Raw genomic sequence first — 1,987 nt, 5'->3', positions numbered from 1 at the left:
GCCCCCCACCCCCCCCGGGCGCGGGGCCCCGGTCGGGCTCCCCGGCGCCCGAGGGGTGACGCGTCACAGCTCCGGGGCCTCATCGACGGTCCGTGATCGAGCCGCGTCCGCCCCGTCCAGCGCGGCGACCGCCCAAGCCGGGGGCGTCGCGTACCGTGACCGGGACGTCGATCTGGAGGAGGCCTCGTGGCGGACCCGGCGGAGGACCGTGTGACCAGGAGCTGGGACGCGTCGGTGACCTGGGTCGACGCGCGTGCGAGCCTGCCGGGTGACGGGTTGCCGGTGGCCGCCGCGGTGGTGGGCGACTACCCGGTCCACGGCGCCGACGGCGAGGCGACCGGCGAGCGCGAGGACGTGTGGCTGGTCCTGCCGATGTATTTCACGCGGCGGCACTTCGACGAGGGCGGCGTCGAGCACCACGACTGCTTCGTCGATTCCGACGGCGTCGTCCGCCTTCCCTACGGCCGCCCGTGCGACGAACCCGTCACCCACTGGGCCGCCCTGCCCGCCTTGCCGGGCATGACCACGCACAGCGTGCTGGGCCCCGGTGCCCGGGACGCCGTACGCCGTGCCGTCGGGGCGACGGCCGAGGCGGGCGGACCGGGTGACCCGTACGGAGACCGCCCGTCGGTGAGGGACGACCGCTGAGGGGACCCGGCCGCCCCCGACCATGAGCGGCGCCGAGGACTCCGGCCGAGGCCGATGCGGCCCTTTTCGGCCAGCGGACGGCGAGGTCTCCGGTCCGTACCCCCTGTGGCCTGCGTGCGAATGAGGCGAGACGGCTGGTTTCGGCCTATGCCACTATGGCCTGCCACCCGCGGTCGCCCGCGGGGGCGTTTCCGGCCGCCGTGGGGCCGCCGGGGGAGGGGGACTTCTCGATGGGGGAGAACGACGAGACGCGCCGGAAGATCTACGGACTGATCTCCCGCAATCCCGGGTGGACGCTGGAGGAGGTCGCGGCCCGCGCCCACTGCTCGCGCGGGGAGGCCGAGCAGCTGTGTGACGAGCTGAGCATCCTCGGCCTGCTCGCGCCCGCCTCGGAAGCGCCGAGCGGCTATCTGACCGTAGCCCCGGAGGCGGCCCTGACCAGGCTGTTCTCCGCGGAGGAGCGGCAGGTGACGGCCCACACGCAGCTGGTCTCGCGGATCCGCGACTCCATCTCGACGCTGGCGCGGGACTACCACCGGCTGTCGGCGGAGCGCCGCGAGCAGGTGGAGGTGCAGGTGCTGCCGCACCCGGCCCTGGTGAACGCCTTCCTCGAGGACGCCGGCAGCACCGCGCGCGTACGCATGCGGTCGATGCACCCGGGCGGGCCGCCGCCCGAGGAGCTGATCGACGACATGCTGCTGCGGGACAAGGAGATGGAGAGCCGGGGCATCAAGGTGGAGGCCCTGTACCTGCGGCGCACCGCGGAGGTCTCGTACATGGCGGGGTACCTGGCGGACGCCGTGCGCCCCGGCAGGGAGGCCCGGACCGCCGACTACCTGCCCCTGCGGATGCTGTTGTTCGACGACGACGTCGCGGTGCTCCCGGTCAACCCGGAGGACAGCGGCCAAGGCGCGCTGGTGGTCCACGGCGAGGTGCTCGTGCGTTCCCTGCACGCGCTGTACGACTACTGCTGGCACAACGCCACGCCCTCCCACCCCGTGGCGTCGGGCCAGGCGGTCGACCTCGTGCTCGACGGGCAGGAGCGCGTGATCGTGCGGATGCTCGCCGACGGGGTCAAGGACGAGGTGATCGCCCGGCGGCTGGGCATCTCCTCGCGCACGCTCAGCCGGACCATCTCCAGCCTGATGGAGCGGCTCGGCGCGCAGACGCGCTTCCAGGCGGCGCTGCGCATCGCCGAGTCGGGGCTGCTCGACTGACGAACGCGCCGCCGGGGCCCGGGTGGAGGGTCCCGGTCGAGGGGGGGGGGGGGGGGGGCCGGGGGGGGGGGGGCCCCCCCCCCCGAGGGGGGGGAGGGCCCCGGGTGGGGGGGGGGGGCCCA

2 protein-coding genes are annotated in these 1,987 nt (G+C 74.9%); both read left to right on the top strand.

The features are described 5' to 3' along the window. Window positions 1–186 precede the first annotated feature (186 nt). The gene (locus ABT160_RS46885; protein WP_351656525.1) at window positions 187–648 is read left to right on the top strand and encodes an AQJ64_40280 family protein; all 462 of its coding nucleotides are present in this window, start codon (window positions 187–189) and stop codon (window positions 646–648) included. 230 nt (window positions 649–878) lie between these two features. After that, on the top strand, window positions 879–1,865 hold the full coding sequence (locus tag ABT160_RS46880) for a helix-turn-helix transcriptional regulator (RefSeq protein ID WP_351656522.1): 987 nt from the start codon (window positions 879–881) through the stop codon (window positions 1,863–1,865). Window positions 1,866–1,987 lie beyond the last annotated feature (122 nt).

This window comes from Streptomyces sp. NPDC001941, from assembly GCF_040296945.1.
Lineage (GTDB): Bacteria > Actinomycetota > Actinomycetes > Streptomycetales > Streptomycetaceae > Streptomyces.
The sequence above is the reverse complement of the archived record's forward strand: the minus strand, read 5'-3'. Positions and strand labels throughout refer to the sequence as shown.

Excerpts from the sequence above, each read along its gene's own strand:
- ABT160_RS46880 (WP_351656522.1), top strand. The coding sequence starts at position 879 with ATGGGGGAGAACGACGAGACGCGCCGGAAGATCTACGGACTGATCTCC.